General features: G+C 56.0%; 17 protein-coding genes. 4 read left to right on the top strand and 13 right to left on the bottom strand.

The genetic code is table 11. The features are described from left to right. Positions 1-22: 22 nt before the first annotated feature. The 6 genes from emrB to ACTJJ1_RS20235 form a co-directional block, all read right to left on the bottom strand. Positions 23-1,558 (bottom strand): multidrug efflux MFS transporter permease subunit EmrB, encoded by a 1,536-nt coding sequence (gene emrB, locus ACTJJ1_RS20260; protein ID WP_004953787.1) that lies wholly within the window; start codon positions 1,556-1,558, stop codon positions 23-25. 17 nt (positions 1,559-1,575) lie between these two features. Then, positions 1,576-2,748: a multidrug efflux MFS transporter periplasmic adaptor subunit EmrA gene (emrA, locus tag ACTJJ1_RS20255; RefSeq protein WP_004953783.1), complete on the bottom strand. Its 1,173-nt coding sequence runs from the start codon at positions 2,746-2,748 to the stop codon at positions 1,576-1,578. Positions 2,749-2,773: 25 nt separating this feature from the next. After that, a complete protein-coding gene (locus ACTJJ1_RS20250) occupies positions 2,774-4,225 on the bottom strand; it encodes an efflux transporter outer membrane subunit (RefSeq protein WP_122289824.1) in 1,452 nt (483 codons plus the stop codon). Between the two features lie 28 nt (positions 4,226-4,253). Then, entirely contained in the window at positions 4,254-4,772 is a 519-nt protein-coding gene (gene mprA / locus ACTJJ1_RS20245; RefSeq protein WP_004953780.1) for a transcriptional repressor MprA, read from the bottom strand. Between the two features lie 199 nt (positions 4,773-4,971). Then, positions 4,972-5,313 carry a hypothetical protein gene (locus ACTJJ1_RS20240; protein WP_020439671.1) on the bottom strand — a complete coding sequence of 114 codons (342 nt, stop codon included), beginning with the start codon at positions 5,311-5,313 and terminating at the stop codon, positions 4,972-4,974. Positions 5,314-5,437: 124 nt separating this feature from the next. Next, positions 5,438-6,637, bottom strand: a complete 1,200-nt coding sequence (locus ACTJJ1_RS20235; RefSeq protein ID WP_020439670.1) for an MFS transporter — start codon at positions 6,635-6,637, stop codon at positions 5,438-5,440. 104 nt (positions 6,638-6,741) lie between these two features. Between ACTJJ1_RS20235 and ACTJJ1_RS20230 the strand changes: the two genes are divergently transcribed. After that, positions 6,742-7,620, top strand: a complete 879-nt coding sequence (locus tag ACTJJ1_RS20230; protein WP_004953774.1) for a LysR family transcriptional regulator — start codon at positions 6,742-6,744, stop codon at positions 7,618-7,620. A 29-nt stretch (positions 7,621-7,649) separates the two neighbouring features. Here the strand turns inward: ACTJJ1_RS20230 and proX are convergent, their stop codons facing one another. From proX to ACTJJ1_RS20205, 5 genes are all read right to left on the bottom strand, one after another. Then, on the bottom strand, positions 7,650-8,651 hold the full coding sequence (gene proX, locus ACTJJ1_RS20225; protein ID WP_004953772.1) for a glycine betaine/L-proline ABC transporter substrate-binding protein ProX: 1,002 nt from the start codon (positions 8,649-8,651) through the stop codon (positions 7,650-7,652). 72 nt (positions 8,652-8,723) lie between these two features. Continuing rightward, positions 8,724-9,851 (bottom strand): glycine betaine/L-proline ABC transporter permease ProW, encoded by a 1,128-nt coding sequence (proW, locus tag ACTJJ1_RS20220; RefSeq protein WP_020439669.1) that lies wholly within the window; start codon positions 9,849-9,851, stop codon positions 8,724-8,726. Beyond that, positions 9,844-11,046 (bottom strand): glycine betaine/L-proline ABC transporter ATP-binding protein ProV, encoded by a 1,203-nt coding sequence (proV, locus tag ACTJJ1_RS20215; RefSeq protein ID WP_020439668.1) that lies wholly within the window; start codon positions 11,044-11,046, stop codon positions 9,844-9,846. The genes proW and proV overlap by 8 nt, the downstream gene beginning before the upstream one ends. 420 nt (positions 11,047-11,466) lie before the next feature. After that, complete coding sequence (locus ACTJJ1_RS20210) at positions 11,467-12,153, bottom strand: response regulator (protein ID WP_004953764.1); 687 nt, start codon at positions 12,151-12,153, stop codon at positions 11,467-11,469. 52 nt (positions 12,154-12,205) lie between these two features. Further along, the gene (locus ACTJJ1_RS20205) at positions 12,206-13,831 is read right to left on the bottom strand and encodes an ATP-binding protein (protein ID WP_004953762.1); all 1,626 of its coding nucleotides are present in this window, start codon (positions 13,829-13,831) and stop codon (positions 12,206-12,208) included. 324 nt (positions 13,832-14,155) lie between these two features. Here ACTJJ1_RS20205 and ACTJJ1_RS20200 point away from each other — a divergent pair, with 324 nt between their 5' ends. Continuing rightward, positions 14,156-15,511, top strand: coding sequence for a 2-hydroxycarboxylate transporter family protein (locus ACTJJ1_RS20200; RefSeq protein ID WP_004953759.1), 1,356 nt, complete (start codon positions 14,156-14,158; stop codon positions 15,509-15,511). Between the two features lie 100 nt (positions 15,512-15,611). Here the strand turns inward: ACTJJ1_RS20200 and ACTJJ1_RS20195 are convergent, their stop codons facing one another. After that, positions 15,612-16,583, bottom strand: coding sequence for a patatin-like phospholipase family protein (locus ACTJJ1_RS20195; protein ID WP_004953758.1), 972 nt, complete (start codon positions 16,581-16,583; stop codon positions 15,612-15,614). Positions 16,584-16,794: 211 nt separating this feature from the next. Between ACTJJ1_RS20195 and ACTJJ1_RS20190 the strand changes: the two genes are divergently transcribed. Next, positions 16,795-17,739 carry an MBL fold metallo-hydrolase gene (locus ACTJJ1_RS20190; protein WP_440835044.1) on the top strand — a complete coding sequence of 315 codons (945 nt, stop codon included), beginning with the start codon at positions 16,795-16,797 and terminating at the stop codon, positions 17,737-17,739. A 27-nt stretch (positions 17,740-17,766) separates the two neighbouring features. On the opposite strand, the gene ACTJJ1_RS20185 is transcribed toward ACTJJ1_RS20190, so the two are convergent. Then, positions 17,767-18,660 (bottom strand): LysR family transcriptional regulator, encoded by an 894-nt coding sequence (locus tag ACTJJ1_RS20185; protein ID WP_440835042.1) that lies wholly within the window; start codon positions 18,658-18,660, stop codon positions 17,767-17,769. A gap of 124 nt (positions 18,661-18,784) precedes the next feature. Here ACTJJ1_RS20185 and ACTJJ1_RS20180 point away from each other — a divergent pair, with 124 nt between their 5' ends. Continuing rightward, positions 18,785-19,525, top strand: coding sequence for an SDR family oxidoreductase (locus ACTJJ1_RS20180; RefSeq protein ID WP_006327455.1), 741 nt, complete (start codon positions 18,785-18,787; stop codon positions 19,523-19,525). The last annotated feature ends 14 nt before the right edge of the window (positions 19,526-19,539 follow it).

Genomic DNA, 19,539 nt, shown 5'->3' with positions numbered 1-19,539 from the left:
CGCCCGTTTTGTTGGGTGAGATTCAGTGAGCGCCGCCGCCCCCGCCGCCGGAACTGAATGGCGGTTTCGCCACCCAGACCAACGCCAGCAGGATCAGGAACACCCCCGCCGCCAGCCAGAAGATCTCGTTGGCAGAGATAATCAGCCCCTGCGCGGTGATCTCGTTGGCAATGTAGGCCGAGGCCTGCTGTTTGCTCATGCCAACCTGTTCCAGCTGTCGGTACATCTCCTGCGACTGCGGGTTGTAAGGGTTTACAAACTCCGCCAGTTGCGAGTGGTGCTGCGACTCGCGCTGGGTCCACAGCGTGGTGGTAATCGAGGTGCCGATTGAACCCGCCAGCGTACGGGTAAAGTTCGACAGACTCGATGCCGCCGCCATGCGCTCCGGCGGCAGGCCGGACAGCGTAATGGTGATCAATGGCATAAAGAAGCAGGCGATGGCGAAGCCCTGGACAAACTGCGGCCAGGCCGAAGCGCCAAAATCCATTCCCGGTTCAAATGTATAGGCGCGCCAATAGAAGCACACGGCATACATAATGAAGCTGAAGGTCACCAGCCGCCGCATATCCAGCCGATTGCCGAACTTACCGATAATCGGTGACAGCAACACAGGTAACAGCCCGATAGGTGCCGAAGCCAGGCCGGCCCAGGTGGCGGTATAGCCATAGACCTCCTGCAACAGCTGCGGCAACAGCACGATAGAGCCGAAGTACAGCATGTAGGCCAGACTGATGCACAAACAGCCGATGGTAAAGTTGCGCGATTTGAACAGCGACAAATCCACCACCGGGTGGTCATCCGTCAGCTCCCACACCACCAGGAACAGCAACGCCACCACGGCGACTACCGTCAGTACGATAATCTCCGTCGAGTTGAACCAGTCCAGCTCTTTACCCTGATCGAGCATCACCTGCAACGAACCGATCCCGACAATCAGCAACACCAGACCGACGGTGTCGATCGGTTTGATCTCGGTTTTGGTTTCTCTGCCTTTCAGCGTCGCCATCGCCACCAGGATCACGAACAGACCAATCGGAATGTTGATGAAGAAGATCCAGCCCCAGTGATAGTTATCGCTGATATACCCGCCGAGGATCGGCCCGAAGATCGGCGCCACGATCACCGTCATCGACCAGAGCGCCAGGGCCATCGATCGCTTGGCGGGGGGATAATTATTCAGCAACAGGCTTTGCGACAGCGGGATCAACGGTCCCGCCACCAACCCCTGGATCACGCGGAAGAAGATCAGCATGCCCAGGCTGTTGGAAATGCCGCACAGCCAGGAGGCGAGGGCGAACAGCGCGGTGGACCAGAGGAACAGGCGCACTTCACCGATGCGCTTGGCCAACCAGCCGGTGATCGGAATGGAGATGGCGTTAGCCACCCCAAACGAGGTGATCACCCAGGTTCCCTGCGAGTTGGAGGACCCGAGGTTACCGGCGATGGTCGGGATCGCCACGTTGGCGATGGTCGAGTCCAGTACCTGCATGAAGGTCGCCATGGCGAGCGCGACCGTCATCCAGGCTAACTGTGCGCCTTCAAGCGGTTTCTGTGCCAAGGTAGCCTCCTGCGCGCTTAGCCGGCATTCGCATGGATCACGTCGGCGATCATCTGATCAACCGGCGCCAGATTCAACGCCAGCGCGTTGGTCTGGTACAGCGGCTTGTCACGCACTACGTCAGACAGCACGCGGCCGTCCAGATTGGTGGTGTCCACTTTCACCTGCGTCGACAGACCAATGCGCAGCGGATGGTCGGCAATCTGTTTGGCATCCAGCTCAATACGCACCGGCAGACGCTGAACCACTTTGATCCAGTTACCGGTGGCGTTCTGTGCAGGCAACAGCGAGAACGCGCTGCCGGTGCCCATGTCGATGCCGACGACTTTGCCGGTGTACACCACGTCGTCGCCGTAAATGTCACTGACTACGGTTGCCGACTGGCCGATGCGCATATTGGCGATCTGGGTTTCTTTGAAGTTGGCGTCAACCCAGATGTGCTCGGCAGGAACCACCGCCATCAGCGGGGAACCGGCGGCGATTTGCGCGCCCACCTGTACGCTGCGACGGGAAACATAACCGGTGATCGGGCTGATGATTTTAGTCCGTTGCAACGCCAGCCAGGCGTCGCGCATCTGCGCGGCGGACTGCTGAATTGCCGGCTGTTTCTCCAGCGGAGTATCCAGCACCATCGCCTGATTGGCGTTGTATTGCTGTACCGCCACTTCCAACGCCGCTTTGGCGCTGTCGACGGCATCACGCGCATGTTGCAGTTCTTCGCGCCCGATGGCGTCGACGCTGCCCAACACCACGCGGCGTTTGAGATCGTTCTCCGCCTTGCTCAGGTCAGATTTGCGCAGGGCAATATTGGCCTGATACTGCTTGCTGTTGATGATCAGCTGATGGGTCTGGCGCACGCTGTTGGCCAGGCTGGTCTTGGCGCGCTCCAACGCCTGTTCGGCATCGGTCGGATCGAGCGTCAACAGGACATCACCTTGTCTGACATAGTCGGTGTTATCGAAATTGACGCTGTTTACGCTGCCGTTCACCTGCGCCATGATCTGCACCTGGTTGCCGGATACATAGGCATCATCGGTTTCCTGATGATGACGCAGCACCAGGAACCAATACACTAAATAAGCCACCCCAATAACAATGAAAATAACCGTCAGCAACAGCAGCCAAAACTTGCGCTGCTTCTTTTTGCCGCTCGGCTGCTGCGGGTTTTGAGTCTCCGCGCTTGCGCTCATGGTGTTCTCCAAGCTCTCTATTTTATTATGCTTTTGAATCCGCTACGGCCGGGGCTTGATAGCCACCGCCCAATGCGCGGATCAGTCCTATCTTCGCCTGCAACAAATTGCTGCTGGCTGTCAGTTCCGCCTGTTGCTGCTGCAAGAGCTGCGTCTGGCTGGTCAACAGTTCGTCGCGCCCGATAATCCCTGCCTGGTATCGTGCGTTTGCGACTCGGTACACCTGCTGCATCGATTGGGACGCGGATGCCGCCTGCAGCTGCTGTTGCGCAGTACTTTGCTGGACGGTGATGGCATCGGCGGTTTCCTGCACGGCATTCAGGATGGTTTGGTTATAGGATTCCACCGCTTCGTCATACAGAGCGGACTCCTCACCCAGCTTGCTGCGCAGCGCACCGGCGTGGAAGATCGGCAGCGAAATCGCAGGCATCACGTTCCAGGCCTGGCTGGCCGCTTCAAACAGATTCGGGCTGGTGCCGGGGGTATTGGTGGTGGTCAGACCGGCAAAGGCCGAAATGGTCAGGCTGGGGTAAAATTCTTTACGCGCGGCGCTGACGCGCTGGTTGTAGGATTCCACCAGTTGACGCTGGGCGGCGATGTCCGGGCGTTTGCCCAGCAGATCGGCGGTCAGTTCGCCTTTTGGCGCCATCAGCGTATTGGCGGGCAGCGCTACCGGATGCAGATTTTGCATGGCGCTCGGGCCTTGGCCGGCGAGGGCCGCCAACTGGTGTTTCAGCTGTTCAATCTGCGATTGCAACTGGAGGATCTGTTGCTTGGCGCTGTCGGCCTGCGCCTGGGTTTGTTGCGGAATATCAATGCCGGTGATGCCGGCTTTATACTGCCGCTGGCGTAGTTCCGTCAGGCTTTGGTTGTTGTCCACTTCCTGTTGCAGCAGTTTTTCCTGCGCGAAATTGCTCTGCAGCAGGTAATAGGAGGAAGCCACCGAGCTGGTCAACGTCAACGCAGCCTGTTCCTGCTCGGCACGGGCCGCATCGACCTGGGCCTTGGCGGCGTTGACCTGGTTGCGGTACTTGCCCCACCAGTCAAATTCATAGGCCAGATTCAGCCCCAGCGAGTTGGAGCTTTCGTAGATGGGTTTATGCGGATACCCCAGCCCCATATTGACGTTTTGCGGGACTTTCTGGCGATTGGTGCTGGCGTTCAGGTCCAGGTTCGGGCCGTTGGCGGCATTGGCTTGGCCCATGACGCTCTGCGCTTCACGCACGCGGGCCGCGGCCTGGCGCAGCGTCGGCGAGCTTTGCAGCGTTCGGGTCATCAGGGCATCGAGCTGTGGATCGTTAAGCGCACGCCACCACTGCGGGCTGACGTTCAGCGAGCTGACCTTAGGTTGCGACAGCTGCAGGCTCTGCGAGTCCATCAGCGTGGATTGCGGGGCAATATTATCGGTAGATGCACACCCGGCCAGCAGTAATACCGCGAACAGCGGGGTGAATCTCCAGTTAAATGGGGATCGCATAAGTAAGTACCTGAACAGAAATTGTGAATTAGGATAACTGTTCTGTGATTTCCATTTGATCCAGACGTGCCAATAGTTTGCGCGTCAGCTTTTCAAGCTGTTGCTGTTCATCATTGTCCAGCGTGGACCACAGGAAATGCAGACATTTGTGCTGCGGTGGCAGCAGTTGACTGAGAAACTCTTCGCCCTGCGGCGTCATATGCAGATGCAGGCAGCGGCGGTCATGGTCGCTTTCACGACGCTCAATCCAGCCGCGTTTTTCCAGCTCATCGGCAATGCGCGTAGCATTGGTGCGCGAAGAACCCAGTGCAGAGCTTAGCTCAGAAGGCTGAATGCTGTGATTTTCCTGAGCATCCAGGGTAATCAGCGCCATAAACAATGTTTCGTTAATCCCTTGTGCCTTGAGCATTTTATTGCGATTTTCCAGCAGTTTACCTTGCATGTGCATACACAGCCGGGTCAGCAGAATTTCCTGATAAGGAAAATCCTTCTGACGTTTTGCGCGAAAATTAAGCATTTGTTCAATGGGAGTAAACGAGCTTTCCATAATTTAGGGCCTCATTAATTTCGTTCGAGATAGTAACGATAGTGATTAATAATGTAAATGTTCAGCAGAGTGAATAATTTAGCTATTCGTGTCATTTGTCAGCTTTTTGTAAACGACCTATGCCCGAAAAAAGCTTCCGTGTGATGTGGCGCACGAAATTACAGGTTACTTCGGCTGAAAACCATAAGTAATTTTAATGTTATACCAAGGATTGCCGTACTGATTTGTATGGGAAAAATGATGCTTTTGCTGCGATAAAGCCTAGATCCAGCGCGATAAAACCGGCCAGCACTTGCCACGACCTGATCGGTTGATGCGAGCCTACGGAGGCGGTAATCGCAGACTGGTTGGCGGCCACAGAGATTAAGCAAGAAAAGAAAAGGTTCTCGGGCGGGGAGGATCCCGGCTTGACGGCGCTCAGACCAAAAGCAAAGGCCACTGGCATAGAACCGATGACGATCGGCAAACTGTCGACGATGCCGTTGATGAAAGGCGTTCTGCCGCTGAGGGCATTGTCGTTTTCTGCAGTTTGGCTTGGCATTTTGTATTCTGATCGCAGGGTATATAGGACATCAATAGTTCATGCCCAGAACATTACCAGAGAGTGAGTAACGTTTATACCCTGCGGCGCTAATAAATTTCCAATATGATTATTCGCGTGCTAATCAGATTGCTGCCGGTCCCTGCGGGTCGTGACGCTTGCCGCGCCACCAGATCAGCAGATTCAGCACGCATAAAACGCCTCCCGTGGCGGCGACACCAGACCACCCTGCGTGCTGATAGGCCGAGGCGGATAACAGAGAACCGAGCGCACCGCCGATAAAATAGCTGGTCATATAGCCGGCGGTCAGGCGGTTACGCGCTTCCGGCATAATGCGGTACATCACGCTCTGATTGGTGACGTGCACGGCCTGTACCGCAAGATCGAGGATCAGAATGCCGACGATCAGCGCCCACAGCGATTGCGTAGCGAAAGCGATGGGTATCCACGACAGCAGCAGCAGCACCAGGCCCAGAGTCGTGGTTAAACCGGCTTTACCCTTGTCCGCCAGATGCCCGGCGCGGGAGGCGGCCAGCGCACCGGCGGCGCCCACCAGGCCGAACAGGCCTATTACCCCTTCGGAATAACCAAAAGGCGGCGCCGCCAGCAGGAAGGCCATCGAAGTCCACAGCACGCTGAAATTGGCGAATGACAGCGCGCCAATCGCGGCGCGGGTACGCAGCAGCGGCGTGCCGTAAAACAGGGTGAAGATTGATTTCAGCAACTGAGGGTAATTCAGGCCGGAATGCAGTTTGTAACGCGGCAGTGCGCGCCACAGGATCAGTGCCATCAGGATCATCAGCCCGCTGGCTACCCAGTAAATGGTACGCCAGCCGCCGATCGACGCCAGCGCCCCGGCTACGGTGCGCGCCAGCAAGATGCCGAGCAGCAGGCCGCTCATGATGATGCCGACGGTTTTGCCGCGCTTTTCCGGATGCGACAGGGTTGCGGCCAGCGGGACCAGAATTTGCGCCACCACCGAGAACAATCCGGTAAGCGCGGTACCGAGGATCATCATCGGCAAGGTGGTTGAACTGGCGGTGATCAACATGCCGCCTGCTGCCAGCAGCGTCATGAAGACGATTAATCCGCGCCGTTCAAACATGTCGCCGAGCGGGACCAGCAGCAGCAAGCCAACGGCGTAACCCGATTGCGCGGCGGTGACGATAAAACCGGCCTGATTGACCGACAGCTCAAAGTGCTTGGCAATGGTTTCCAGCAACGGCTGCGCATAATAATTACTGGCGACGGCCAGGCCGGTGGCGATGGCGATCAGGACAATCAGCGCCGGGCTGAGGCCCGGATGGGGATTTTGTTGGTTCATGAGGGCTTAGTCACAAGAAGAAGTGATGCGAAGTATCGGGCAGGACAGCACATGAAACCAATGTATAATTTTCATTTGATTAATCTCCTTTTGCGATAGATGCCATGAACTTGAAACAGATCCGCTTTGCACTGGCGGTAGCCGAAGAGCAGAGTTTTACCCGTGCGGCGCAACGCTGCCACACGGTGCAGTCGGCTCTCAGCCATCAAATTGCCAAACTGGAGGAAGAACTGGGCTGTACATTGTTTGAACGTACCTCGCGACGGGTAAGGCTGACCAGCGCCGGGCAGGCGTTTATTCTGCCTGCGCAGCGGCTGTTGGCGGCCAAACAATCGCTGGTGGAAGAGGTGGTGGCGGCCAACGGGACGATTTCCGGTACCTTGACCATCGGGACCATCTCCACCATAAACGCGATTGATCTGACCGAAAAACTGAGCAAGTTTCATCGCCACTATCCGGCGGTTAACATCAGGTTGTATGTGGGCATGAGTGAGGAACTGCTTGAGGATGTCCGCCAACAGAAGACCGACGTGGCGTTTGTCGGGATCTGGCCGGGAGATATCGATATGCTGCCGGTATCCCATCGTCAGTTGACCGATGAGCCCCTGGTGGCGCTGGTGGCGGCGCAGCACCCCTTAGCCAGCCGCCAGCGGGTCAATCTGCAAACCCTGTCGGAAGTGCCGCTGGTGGATTTTTACAGCGGTACCGGCGCCCGGCGCCAGACCGACCGCGCGTTTCAGGCTGCGGGCATCAAGCGGCATATCAGTTTTGAAATCGATCATATCGAATGGCTGGAGAATCTGGTGCAGCGGGGGTTGGCGGCGGGCATTGTGCCGATCTCGACGGCGCAGCGTCTGAGCGCGCTGGTGTCTATCCCGATTGAAGATGGTCCACGGCGGCAGGTGTATTGCGTATGGCCGCAGCAGCTATCGAGGACTGCCGAACGCTTTTTGCAATTCAGCGGGATTGAACTGACGCAATAGGGGGCGCAGTGACCTGCGCCCTCAGGGGGTTATTTCTTCGCGGCTTCCGCGGCGGTTTTCACCCAACCGTCGAAGGTTGCCTGGTGCGCCTTGATCCAGCCGTTAACATGGTTTTGGATATCGGCGTCGGACGCCTGGCCTTCATGCATACGCAGATTCTGCGCATTCACGTCGGCAATCGGCAGCTTCATAATGGCGAACAATTTGGCGGCCGCCGGGTTGGCTTCGGCCCACTTTTTGTTGGCGGCGATACGCATGGTGTTCACCGGGAAACCATAGTTGGCACCGTTCGGCAGCTTGGTATCCACATTTTTCTGCTCGCCCGGCAGGGAAGAGAACGGCACCTGCAGCCAGACCACGTCGCGCCCCGGCACCAACACGTCGCTTACCCAGTACGGTGTCCAGGTGTAGTAGAGTATCGGTTTGCCTTCTTTGTAGCGGGTAATGGTATCGGCGATCATCGCCGCGTAGTTGCCCTGGTTGTGCTCGACGGTTTTGCTCAGGCCATAGGCCTCGATATGGTGGTTAATCACCGCCTCGCAACCCCAACCCGGCGTACAGCCGGTCAGATCCGCCTTGCCGTCGCCGTTGGTGTCAAACAACTTGGCGATCTTGGGATCTTTCAATTGCTCTACGTTGGTGATGTGGTATTTATCGGCGGTTTTCTTGTCGATCAGGTAACCCTGTGCCGCACCGTTGACGTACACCCCTTCGCGGTAGAATTTGGCGTCTCCGCCTGCGGCCTTGTACTGATCGGCGTGCAGCGGGTCCCAGTTCACCGCGAGGAAGGTGGCGTCGCCGGAGGCGATGGAGGTGTAGGCGACGTTATAATCCACTTCGCGGGTGTCTTTGACGTCATAACCGAGCTTTTCCAGCGCCTTGCTGACCAACTGCGTCTGGAAGGTTTCTTCAGAAATGGTGCTCTGTAGCGGCTGTACCGTTACGCCTTTTCCCGGTAAGTCAGCGGCGAAAACCGCCTGCGAGCCAATCAGTGTCGTAAGGGCAACCGCCCAGATTCCTGTGGTGCGCATAGTTTTTCCTCTGTTTTTGATGTTGTGGTGCTATAACCCGCCGAGGCCGAACGCCGCAGCGGGAAAATATCCTCAGGCCTTTTTAATGAACGGGCGAGTAAGCAGCCCGATCGGGCCGTGAGCGTACCAACGGCCCATGCCTTTGCTGCGGCGATCGCGCCCCAGCGACTGGGTGAGACGATCGAGAATTATCGCCAGGATCACGATGCCGACACCGCCCACGGCGGCCAGCCCCATGTCCAGCCGGCCGATGCCGCGCAGCACCATTTGGCCCAGACCTCCGACGGCGATCATCGAGGCGATAACCACCATCGATAGCGCCAGCATCAGGGTTTGGTTAACGCCTGCCATAATGGTCGGCATCGCCAGTGGCAACTGCACTTTGAACAAAAGCTGGCGCGGGCTGGAGCCGAAGGATTCGGCCGCCTCTATCAGATCTTCCGGCACCTGTTTGATGCCGAGAATGGTCAGACGCACGATCGGCGGTAGCGCGAAGATTATGGTTACCACTACCCCCGGCACGTTGCCGATACCGAACAGCATGACGATCGGCACCAGATAGACGAACGCCGGCGTGGTCTGCATGGCGTCGAGCAAGGGGCGTATGATCTTGGCGGCATGTTTGCTGCGCGCCAGCCAGATGCCAAGAGGCAATCCGATGACAATGCAAAAGAACAGGGCGGTCAGCACCAGCGCCAGCGTTACCATGGCCTGCGACCAGGCGCCGATCGCCCCTATCGCAATCAGCGATACCAGGGTCGCGGCACCCATGCTGAAACTGGAGATCTGCCAGGCGATCAGTGAGAACACCAGAATGGCGATCGGTGCCGGCATGCCGAGCAGTAACTGCTGAAAGCCGCCGAGGATAAAGTCGACCGGCACGCGAATCCCCTGAAACAGCGGGCGAAAGTGCAGCACCAGCCAATCGATGCCTTGAGTCACCCAGGAGTCGAACGGCACCCAGGCCTTGTGGAATGGGTCGAGCAGGTTGAAATGCTCCGGTTGGGCCGGTGCGCTGTTGAGCCAGTCAGCCCCCTGAGCGGCCTGGTTTGCCGCGTCGTGTGTTGCCGGTGGCGGTGCGCTGGACCAGGCATCGCCGGCGCCATCGGCAGGCACCGCAGAAGCGGCGGCATCCGTCGCCGGTGCGGCGCTGGGGTCTGCAGGCGCGGTGGCCCATGGATCCTGTGTTGTATCACTCATTCGCTGGGCCCTCTTTATCTAAGGCCTGCAGCAGCATGGCCTTGGAAATAATTCCGATATAGTTATTTTCTTCGCAGACCACCGGCACCGCGCAGGGGGCCTGGGCGACCAATGAAATCAGTTCGCTCAGCGGCATATCCGCCGGTACCGGGGCTGGCGCATCCAGCAGGGCGTCATCCAGCGTCTGGTTGGCGGCCAGCGCCTGTTTGAGTGAATCTACCGACACCACGCCGATAAATTTCTTTCCGCGTTCAACAACATAACCATAATCGCGGTCTTCATCGCGCAGCAGCTGCAACGCCGAGCGCGGACCAAAACCGGGGGTTTTACGAATCAGGGCCACCGGGCGGCGTTTGGCGATATCCTTCGCGCTGAACACGTGGCTGATATCCACGCCGCGGAAGAAGGTGCGGACATAATCGTTGGCCGGATTATTTAATATTTCCTCCGGCGTGCCGACCTGAATCACCTCGCCGCCTTGCATAATCGCAATGCGATCGCCAATACGCATCGCTTCATCCAAATCGTGGGAAATAAACACGATGGTACGCTGATGCCGGGCCTGTAATTTGACCAACTCATCTTGCATTTCGGTGCGGATTAAGGGGTCTAGCGCCGAGAAGGCTTCATCCATCAATAATATGTCCGGATTATTCGCCATGGCGCGGGCTAATCCCACGCGCTGACGCATCCCACCGGAAAGCTCATCGGGATAAGAGTGCGCATAATTCTCCAGGCCGACCTGTCGCAGGGCTTCCAGGGCTTTTTCCTGGCGCTCCTGTGGCGGTATTCCTGCTAATTCCATGCCGAAGGCGGTATTATTCAATACGTTCATATGCGGCATTAGAGCAAATGACTGGAACACCATGCTGATTTTATTTCGGCGCACGGTGCGCAGCGCGCTGTCGGATATTTTGGCGATATCCTCTCCGTCAATCAGCACCTCGCCGCGAGTGGGTTCTATCAGACGATTGAGAAGGCGTACCAGGGTAGATTTTCCCGAACCGGAAAGCCCCATGATGACAAATATCTCGCCTTCTTCAATGGCCAGAGAGGCGTCTTTCACGCCAAGTGATAATCCGGTTTTTTCAAGCAGTTGGTCTTTTGTCAGACCTTTCTCAATCAGTTTGAATGCTCGCTCCGGATGTTCGCCAAATATCTTATACAGGTTCTTTACTTCGAGTTTAATTGCCATGCAATTTGCTTTTTCCTCTGATGAATTATCAAACGATAAAAAATTTCCCAATAGAAAATAATAGTCGCCTATACCCTAACACAGTGACATTCTGAGACAACCCTCAATGTTCGCTAAATGGGATATTCAGGGTTTACATCAAGTTATCGATTGGTTATGGTATTTTGGCCCGTCCTCCATAATTACGGTAATTATTGGAGTTGATATTTATCTCTGGCGGGTTGATTTTTATCGGAAATAATATATTTGTGTTGGGGGTGTTATTCCATTGCCCGCACGCCGATTATGGCAATAAAAAACCCGACCAGAGGCCGGGTAAAAGTCATCAGTATTTCATCAGTATTCAACGACAGGTGCCGATATCGAGGGGGATATCGTCGCAAGCAGTGTATCCCCCTTATATGACAGCCATATTGCAGCTTAAGCTTTGCGATACAGGCGGCGTGGATGGCCGATATTGCCGTACATCATCTCCACGCGCACGAATTGGTTGGCGACGCAGTATTCCAGGTAACGTCTGGCGGTGGTTTTGCTGATGCCGACCTGCTCGACGACGTCTTCCACCGCGTGCGCGATCTCCGGCCGGTTGATAAACAGCGCCTGCACCAGCTCCAGCGTATTGGCTTCGATGCCTTTAGCGCTCGGTTCGCTGGAAAACTGTTTGGATTGCAGATTATACAGCGCGTCGACGCTGCTCTGGTCTATCACCTTAAAGCTGCGCTGGGTCTGCACAAACTGCATAAAACGCTCCAGCGAGTTACGCAACCGCTTGTAGGACACAGGTTTGATGATGTAATCGAAGGCGCCGTTGCGGATCGCCTGGCTGCAGGTATGCATATCGCTGGCGGCGGTAATGAAGATCACCGAACACCCGGGGTTTTTCACCGCCGGCTCTTCCATCAGCTCAATGCCCTGGCCGTCCGGCAGAAAGTTATCCAGCAGGATCAGCCGCGGCTGATGCGAGTTGACTTTGGCCCTGGCTTCGGCCAGCGTGGCGGCATAAGCCACCACCCGCAGAGCAAAGTTCTGCTCGATGAACTCTGCGTGCAGCGTTGCCAGCTGTGGCTCATCTTCCACGATCAAAACATCCAGTGCTTCGTGTTGCATAATCGGGTGCTCAAGACTGTTATAAGGTTTTTAGGTCTCTATCCGTCGTCTTTCAAACCTCGGCGTTGTTGCCTGCGGCCTGAAATTCATAGGGGATAAACAAGGAAAATATGGCGCCGTGCGGATCGTTGTCCGACACTTCTATGCTGCCGTGTGCCTGCGCCACGTGGCTGGCGACCAGATGCAGGCCGATGCCGTGGTCGCCTTTGTCGTCTTTGGTGGTGACGCCCTGTTCAAACAGCGTATCGCGCACCTCCGCAGCAATGCCGGTACCGCGATCGGCCACTTCAATCACCAGCTCATTGCTGCTGTCGCTGATATAGAGTTCTACCGCTTCGTGTGGCGCGTCGCAATGCAGCGTAGCCTCTACCGCATTATCCAGCAAATTACCGATGATCGACATCAGTTCGGTTTCATTCAGCGCTGCCGGGATCTGCCGCAACTGGCAGGCGGGATCAAAGCGCAGCTCGACGCCTTTTTCCTTTGCGCTGGAGTATTTGCCCAACAGCAGGCCACACAGCGCGGCCGAGCTAAAGCGCTGCGAGATAAAGTCGAGGATCTCTTGCGCGCCTTCCGACTGCGCCTCCACATAACGGATTGCCTCGTCGTAACGCTGCATATGCAGTAGCCCGGCGAGGGTGGCGGTCCAGTTCAGCTGTTCATGGCGCATGATGCGCAGGTTGTCGGCGTAGCGCTTTACCTGGCTTAGCTGGCTGCTCAGGGTATTGATGTCATTTTTGTCGCGGAAACTGATCACCCAGCCTTGCAGCACTTCCTCCTGCATAATACGTACCCGGCTGGCGATCACCCGCACGTGGTTGAAGCGGCAAACCTCATCGTGCGTGTCGTGCCCCAGTTGCGACGCGCCGAAGAAGTCCGGCTGCGACTGGATCACCTCGCCGATTTCACGGCCCATCAAGGTGCTGGCGGGTTGCCGCAGATCCAGCAGTTCACGCGCCGCGTGGTTGATGGTAATGATGCGCAGTTGGGGATCGACGGCAATTACGCCTTCGTAGATCGCTTCCAGCAGGGCCTTTTGCTGGCGCACCAGCAACGCAATATCTTTGGGCTCAAGCCAGAACATTTGGCGTTTTAAATTTTTCGATAACAGCCAGGAAAAAATAAACAGGGCGATTAACAATAGCACAATGGAACCGACGATCTGCGTCAGGGTTCTGGCATTCAAATTATCGATATGTGACTTCAGGTAGCCAACCGAAACAATGCCGATGACGTGATTATTTTCATCCAGTATCGGCGCTTTGCTGCGCAATGAAATACCGATACCGCCTTTGCGGAACGAAATAATGCTTTTCCCTTCCAACACTTCTTTATTATCGCCACCGACCATCGGGGTGCCGAAGCGATCGGCGTATTCGGAATGGTAAAGATGCCGGGCGTGATTGTCGCCGATGACAATATAACTGGCATCGCTGCTGGCGCGTATTTTCTTCATCAGCGCGGCGACTTGCTCAGGGTCGTTTTTTTCCACGGCGCTGACCAGGGAGGGGATCAGCGCTATCTCCCGCGCCTGCACCTGCGCCCGCGCGCCAAGATCACGGTGCAACTGGGCATCCAACTGATAGTAGGTGTAAGCGCCAATCAACGTCAGCAGCAGACAGGAGAAGGCGACCAGGCACAGGAACAGCTTGATTTGAAATGAGAGTTTTACGCGCATGGACGGGGGCACCGTGAGAGTTCCTGAGCGCTTACCCTATCATGAGTCGCGGCCAATGTAATATTGCGCCCGATCAAGTTGTGATCGCAGACACGGGATTATGCTTGCCGGGCATAGTTATTCAATGGCTGCGATAAAACGGATAAATTTTAAATAAAAATAACATTAACACCATTAAAACCATGACTGATTTTACATAACTACAATTAACGCCATAGAAACCATAACCACCATTAAAAACCCTTTTTTATTTTGAACAAAATCACAGCAGTTAAACCGTGCATTTCTCTATGATGGCTGAACAAACTAATAAGAGGCCAGATTATGAGCACAACAGATGATTCTTACCTCGTCGCCAAAGACAAAACGGCTGAAATACCGCTGAGAGAAAAATGGTGGCACATACTGGACAATTACAAAGTAGGGATTATTCCATTACCGTTCTTTATTCTGGCCGGCGTACTTATTTTACTGGATTGCCTGGAGGGGAAATTACCGAGCGATATCGTGGTGATGGTCGCCACGCTGGCTTTCTTTGGCTTTGCCTGCGGCGAGTTTGGTAAACGCCTGCCGCTGATCGGCAAAATGGGAGCGGCGGCGATCTGCGCCACCTTTATTCCTTCCGCATTGGTGCATTACGGTCTGCTGCCGGACGTGGTGGTGGAATCGACCACCAAATTCTATAAGTCGACCAATATTCTTTATCTCTATATCTGCTGCATTATCGTCGGCAGCATTATGAGCATGAACCGCCAGGTGTTGATTCAGGGTTTCCTGCGGATCTTCGCACCCATGTTGTGCGGTGAGATTGTCGGCATGCTGGTGGGGATGGCGGTCGGCATGGCGCTTGGGCTTGAACCCTTCCAGATCTTCTTCTTCCTGATCCTGCCGATCATGGCCGGCGGCGTCGGCGAAGGCGCGATACCGCTGTCGATGGGGTACGCGGCGATCTTGCATATGGAGCAGGGCGTGGCGCTGGGCCGCATTCTGCCGATCGTCATGCTCGGTAGCCTGACCGCCATTATCCTTGCCGGCTTGCTCAACCAACTCGGCAAACGCTATCCGCACCTGACTGGTGAAGGCAGCCTGATGCCAAGCAAACAAGATGACAGCGGTATGTCCGCCGTGGATAAAATCAGCGGCAAGGTAGACGTCAGCACTCTTGCCTGCGGCGCGTTGTTGGCTATTTTGCTGTACATGGTGGGGATGTTGCTGCACCGCATGATTGGCCTGCCCGCACCGGTCGGCATGCTGTTTGCCGCAGTGGCGGTGAAGCTGGCGCATGGCGTGTCGCCACGCATTCAGGAAGGTTCGCAGGTGGTATATAAGTTCTTCCGCACCGCAGTGACCTACCCGATCCTGTTTGCCGTTGGCGTGGCAATTACCCCGTGGCAGGAGTTGGTGAACGCCTTCACTCTTCAGAACCTGGTGGTGATTGTCAGTACCGTCTGCGCGCTGGTGGCGACCGGCTTCTTCGTCGGCAAGAAAATTGGCATGCATCCCATTGATGTGGCGATTGTCTCCTGCTGCCAGAGCGGGCAGGGCGGCACCGGTGATGTCGCTATTCTTACCGCCGGCAACCGCATGTCGCTGATGCCGTTCGCCCAGATTGCCACCCGTATCGGCGGTGCGATTAACGTCTCGCTCTCCCTGCTGGTACTGGCGAAATTTTTCTCATAACAACTAATAAGACCTTAGCATTTCTTTGCCTTTCCCCGCCCCCGCGGGGATTTTTTTTGCCCGCTCAGCGGCCAAGGCCGAGCGGGCGGGGGATTACCGGCTATGCCGCCTGTTTGACGGCCGCGTCATACCAGGCGAAATAGCGTTCCACACCCTGGCGGCCGGATTCAATCAGCGCGCGTTTTTTGGCTTCGCTGATGGCGAAATCCAGCGTGCCGACCTCAAGGGTGTCTACGTAAACGGTTCGCTTCCAGTCGTCGCTGTCCAGATGCACCTTGGTCTGAATATCCAGCAGGGTGTTGACCACCGCCAGGGTGAAATCGCACAGATTATTGATGGCGGTTTTATTGACCGATTGGCCTGCCGCCTGTGCGATTTCGTTGGCGGAATCCAGACGAATACCCAGGGTTCGGGTATTGATCTGTTGCGTGGTGACATCGATATAGGGCGGCGATGCGGTGAAATCGTAATCGAACATCCGTACCGGATAGTTATCGATTGTGCCGCCATCGATACACAGATCGCCCAGCTGATTGTTTTTAGCGACAAAGGCAAAGGGGAATGACATGGAGATCCGCAATCCATCGGCCACCTTCATGCGCGGCGTTGTTTGGTGGGAATACACCTCGCGCAGCCCGCTGTTTAAATTGGCACCGATAAAGTAGAGGGATTTAAATCCTTTTGTTTCTTTCAATGCTTCAAATTTCTCAAAAGTAATATCCGCATTTCCGGTATATCGCTTGATAATATTACGCGACCAAGAATAAAAATAATCGCCAGGAGCAATACCATATTGATTAAACAGGCGATGCGCATCGTAGATAGAGCCAAAAATACCGCCGTTATAATCGAGGAATTTCTTGAAATCCATGTCGGACAGAATTTTTGTGACTTCAGCTGCGCTGCAGCCCAGGCCCACCAGCAGTGCGGCGATTGCACCGGCCGAAGCCCCGGAGGTTTTTTTGATCTGCGGCGTAATGCCTTTGGCTTCCAGCAGATCCAAAACGCCACCATAAGCGATACCTTTTACGCCGCCGCCTTCAAATACCAGATTTTCAAATTGATATTTCATAATAATTCCTTACTCGTTGTTTGGGTGAGTAAAGAAAATAATGGATTCGCGTTTTATTAAATATTGATCGAGGTTGTGTGGTTTATCAGACAAAAGTATTCAAATTAAATATAATTTTAAAAGTGATATAATTTAAATTTATTTATTGTACAGGCGCGTCGGCGGTTTTGGGGTAATACTTACCGCTGTCTAATCACAACAAGGAGTCATCATGTTCTGGAAACGCTACCTGTTAGGTGCGGCATTGGCGGTTATGGCGCTGCAGGCTACGGCCGCCGCACCGCAGGTAAAAACGCCTTCACCGGGTTTTTACCGCATCATGCTGGGCAGTTATGAGGTCACTGTTTTGTCTGACGGCGTGATCCGTCTGCCGGTGGATAAACTGCTGCTCAACAGCACGCCGCAACAAATTGCCGAAGGCCTGGCTGAACATCATCAGAGCCTGCCGGTGGTTACCTCGGTCAATGCCTATCTGATCAACACCGGCAGCAAGCTGGTCATGATCGACGCCGGAGCCGGTAAGCTGCTGGGCGACGGTCTGAATCAACTGGTGACTCATCTTCGGGCGGCAGGCTACCAGCCGGAACAGATAGATGAAATTTATCTGACCCATATGCATCCGGATCATTTGGGCGGGCTGACGGAAAATGGCCGAGCGCGTTTCCCTAATGCCTTAGTGCGCGCCTCACAGCAGGATGCCGATTTTTGGCTGAGCGAAAGCCACCTGAAGCAGGCGAAGGCGCAAGAGAAGGCCACTTTTGAAAACGCGATGGCGGCGATCAAGCCCTATCAAGCCGTCGGGCATTTCAAACCCTTCAGCAACGACGGCGAGCTGTCGCCGGGCATTGCCGCGTTTGCCGCCCACGGCCATACGCCAGGTCACAGCGTTTATCAGGTGACCAGCCAGGGTAAAAAACTGTTGTTGATGGGCGATTTGATCCACGTGGCCGCAGTACAGTTTGCCCATCCGCAGGTGGCGATCAGTTTCGACAGTGACGCCAAAGCGGCGGTCGCGCAACGACTGCGGGTGTTTGGCGACAGCGCCCGACAAAGTGAGCTGGTCGGAGCCGCGCATCTGTCGTTCCCTGGGCTGGGTTACCTGAACAAAGAGGGGGAAGGCTACAACTGGGTGCCGTTGGATTACGGCGCTTTGTAGCCCTCAGGCCGCCGAACAGGCGGCTTGTTATTGATTGTGTGCGGCAAAAACCTTGCTGAACCAGTCGATAAAGACCCTCACCCGTGGCGACAGTTGGCGGTTGCGCGGGTACAGCAGCGAAACCGGCATCGGTGTGGACGGGCATTGCGGCAGCAGCGGCAGCAGGCTGCCGTTGGTCAAATCGTCAAGCAGGTGATAACGCGGTACCTGAATAATGCCCAGCCCCATGCGCGCCGCCGCGACCAGGCTTTCCGCCGCGCTGACCGACACCGTACTGGGCAATGTCACCTGTTGCGGCAGGCCGTTGACGTTAAACTCCAGCGGCATCACCACGCCGGTAGCCGAGGAGCGGAAACCGACCATGCGGTGCCCCTGAAGTTGATCAATGCTCAACGGCGTACCGAAGCGCCGCAGGTATTCCGGCGCGGCACAGGTGATTTCTTCCAGCTCCCCCAAGCGGCGCGCCGCCATATCGCTGTCTTTCAGCTTGCCGACGCGCACCACGCAGTCGATGCCTTCCCGTACCGGATCCACCAGTCTGTCGCCTTCGCTCATGTAAAATTCGATATCCGGGTACTGCGCCAGAAAATCGGGCAGGCCAGGCAGCAGAAAGTGCCGCGCCAGCGTGCCATGTACGTCGATGCGCAATAGCCCACGCGGCTTGGCACCGGCAAACGCCATCTCGGCATCTTCGATATCCGCCAGAATGATCAGGCAACGCTGATAGTAGGCTTCGCCATCCAGCGTCGGGCTGACATGGCGCGTGGTGCGCTGCAACAGTCGCACCTGCAACCGCGCCTCCAGTTGTTTGATGGCATCGGTCACCGTCGACCGCGGCAGGTTCATATCCTGTGCGGCTTGAGTAAAACTGCGCTGTTCCACCACGCGGGTGAACAGGCGCATGGCATCAATTCTGTCCATCGTCATTGTTCGTTTATTTCGGATAGTGATAACGAATTTTAGGTAATTATTCGCTGATGCGAAAGGTGCATGATCACTCCACGCCGGCAAGCCTGCCGACGCTTACTCGAAGAGGACTGAGAAGATGAACAACAGCAACCCGCAAATCGCCATTGTGACCGGGGCCTCTCGCGGCATTGGCGCCGCCATTGCCGAGCGCCTTGCCGCCGACGGCTTTACCGTAATCGTCAACTATTCGGGCAACCAGGCATTGGCGGATGAGCTGGTGCGTAAAATTGAACAAAACGGCGGCCGCGCGCTGAGCGCCAAAGCCGACGTCAGCGATGCGGCTGCCGTCGCCCAACTGTTTGACCGCGCCGAACAGGCTTTCGGCGGCGTCGATATCCTGGTGAATAACGCCGGAGTGATTGCTCTGGCACCTGTGGCGGAAATGAGCGACGCCGACGCCGATCGCCTGATCGACATCAACCTGAAAGGCACCTTCAACACACTGCGCGAAGCGGCAAAGCGTTTGCGTGACAATGGGCGCATCATTAACTTTTCATCCAGCGTGGTGGGGTTATTGCAGCCGGGTTACGGCATGTATGCCGCCAGCAAAGCCGCCGTCGAAGCGCTGACCAGCGTATTGGCGAAAGAGCTGCGCGGCCGCAACATTACCGTCAATGCGATTGCGCCTGGGCCGACCGCCACCAGCTTGTTCCTGGATGGCAAAACTCCGGATCTGATCGAGCGTCTGGCGCAGATGGCGCCGCTGGAACGCCTGGGCCAACCGCAGGATATCGCCGCAGCGGTATCCTTCCTGGCCGGTGCCGACGGCAGTTGGGTCAACGGTCAAACCCTGCGCGCCAACGGCGGCATCATCTGATCCTGCGCAAAGTT

Source organism: Serratia sp. 22264, from assembly GCF_052045345.1.
Classification (GTDB): Bacteria; Pseudomonadota; Gammaproteobacteria; order Enterobacterales; family Enterobacteriaceae; genus Serratia; species Serratia plymuthica.
This window is presented reverse-complemented; position numbering and strand designations above follow the sequence as displayed.

Excerpts from the sequence above, each read along its gene's own strand:
- ACTJJ1_RS20210 (WP_004953764.1), bottom strand. The coding sequence starts at position 12,153 with ATGCAACACGAAGCACTGGATGTTTTGATCGTGGAAGATGAGCCACAG.
- ACTJJ1_RS20240 (WP_020439671.1), bottom strand. The coding sequence starts at position 5,313 with ATGCCAAGCCAAACTGCAGAAAACGACAATGCCCTCAGCGGCAGAACG.
- ACTJJ1_RS20180 (WP_006327455.1), top strand. The coding sequence starts at position 18,785 with ATGAACAACAGCAACCCGCAAATCGCCATTGTGACCGGGGCCTCTCGC.
- ACTJJ1_RS20205 (WP_004953762.1), bottom strand. The coding sequence starts at position 13,831 with ATGCGCGTAAAACTCTCATTTCAAATCAAGCTGTTCCTGTGCCTGGTC.
- ACTJJ1_RS20250 (WP_122289824.1), bottom strand. The coding sequence starts at position 4,225 with ATGCGATCCCCATTTAACTGGAGATTCACCCCGCTGTTCGCGGTATTA.
- ACTJJ1_RS20185 (WP_440835042.1), bottom strand. The coding sequence starts at position 18,660 with ATGGACAGAATTGATGCCATGCGCCTGTTCACCCGCGTGGTGGAACAG.
- proV (WP_020439668.1), bottom strand. The coding sequence starts at position 11,046 with ATGGCAATTAAACTCGAAGTAAAGAACCTGTATAAGATATTTGGCGAA.
- proX (WP_004953772.1), bottom strand. The coding sequence starts at position 8,651 with ATGCGCACCACAGGAATCTGGGCGGTTGCCCTTACGACACTGATTGGC.
- ACTJJ1_RS20195 (WP_004953758.1), bottom strand. The coding sequence starts at position 16,583 with ATGAAATATCAATTTGAAAATCTGGTATTTGAAGGCGGCGGCGTAAAA.
- mprA (WP_004953780.1), bottom strand. The coding sequence starts at position 4,772 with ATGGAAAGCTCGTTTACTCCCATTGAACAAATGCTTAATTTTCGCGCA.
- ACTJJ1_RS20230 (WP_004953774.1), top strand. The coding sequence starts at position 6,742 with ATGAACTTGAAACAGATCCGCTTTGCACTGGCGGTAGCCGAAGAGCAG.
- ACTJJ1_RS20190 (WP_440835044.1), top strand. The coding sequence starts at position 16,795 with ATGTTCTGGAAACGCTACCTGTTAGGTGCGGCATTGGCGGTTATGGCG.
- proW (WP_020439669.1), bottom strand. The coding sequence starts at position 9,851 with ATGAGTGATACAACACAGGATCCATGGGCCACCGCGCCTGCAGACCCC.
- emrA (WP_004953783.1), bottom strand. The coding sequence starts at position 2,748 with ATGAGCGCAAGCGCGGAGACTCAAAACCCGCAGCAGCCGAGCGGCAAA.
- ACTJJ1_RS20200 (WP_004953759.1), top strand. The coding sequence starts at position 14,156 with ATGAGCACAACAGATGATTCTTACCTCGTCGCCAAAGACAAAACGGCT.
- ACTJJ1_RS20235 (WP_020439670.1), bottom strand. The coding sequence starts at position 6,637 with ATGAACCAACAAAATCCCCATCCGGGCCTCAGCCCGGCGCTGATTGTC.